Annotated in this window: 1 protein-coding gene; it reads right to left on the reverse strand. The window is 65.9% G+C overall.

Annotation, left to right across the window (positions count from 1 at the left end; all coding sequences use genetic code 11):
- The coding region (locus AC0IYH_RS34415) for an MBL fold metallo-hydrolase (protein ID WP_471838991.1) at nucleotides 1–229 on the reverse strand (229 nt) is incomplete at both ends.

Raw genomic sequence — 229 nt, forward strand, 5'->3', positions numbered from 1 at the left:
TCTTCAGCTTGACGCGGTCGGCGATGCCGTCCTCGTCCAGCTTGCCGCGGATCAGGCCCGCGGTGAACTGCGTCGCGTACAGCGGCACGCCGAGGTCCTCGGCCAGATACGGCAGCGCGCCGATATGGTCCTCATGCCCGTGGGTCAGGACGATGCCGACGAGATCGTCGATCCGGTCCTCGATGAATTGCAGGTCCGGCAGGATCACGTCGATGCCGGGATATGCGGG

It is taken from the genome of Pseudomonas sp. AC463 (genome assembly GCF_979253585.1).